Genomic DNA, 586 nt, shown 5'->3' on the forward strand with positions numbered 1-586 from the left:
CAGGAGGCTTGTGGCGTGCTGCCGTTGCCGCGGGCGGTGGTGGCGAAGATGCGGGCGAGGTACTCGGTGCGCAGCACACCGCGGCCGTCGGCGCCGATGTAGCCGACGTCCTTGGTCAGGTAGCCCTCGGGGTAGCTGTAGCCCGCAGAGGTGATCTCACCGTTACGGTTCCACCAGGCCTTGCGCTGGGTATGGCAGCGGTCACACTCGTGGATGACATGGTAGGCGCGGGCCTGTTTGTCCCAGACTGCGCTGTGGGGTTCCCAGCGGTGTCCCATGGTGCGGCACTCGATGAAACTGGCGGGCAGCTCGTGCGCCCAGGTCTCGATGTTGCGACGGGGGGTGTGTTCGGCCATGGGATGGGCTGCTACCTCCGGAATTGCCTGCGTGAACGGGGGCGGCGGGCCTGGACGTCGCAGGCTGCCATGCAGGTCAGATAGCACAGGCCGCGTGTTGATGTCGAGCACGCAGACCGTTCCGGCATCTTCCGGACCCACCTGACCGTGAGGGTCTGTCTGGTCCCGGGCGGGAGTCAACCGGCAGTCCAACCGGCAGCCAACCAGTGCAGTCAACCAGTCCAGTAAGG

Annotated in this window: 1 protein-coding gene; it reads right to left on the bottom strand. The window is 66.4% G+C overall.

What is annotated here, in order from left to right:
* Positions 1-356: hypothetical protein (locus DD1DGNOD_RS14195; RefSeq protein WP_131766922.1), on the bottom strand; the 356-nt coding region annotated here is incomplete at its 3' end.
* Positions 357-586: the final 230 nt, after the last annotated feature.

The organism is Candidatus Protofrankia californiensis, assembly GCF_900634765.1.
GTDB classification, from domain to species: Bacteria; Actinomycetota; Actinomycetes; order Frankiales; family Frankiaceae; genus Protofrankia; species Protofrankia californiensis.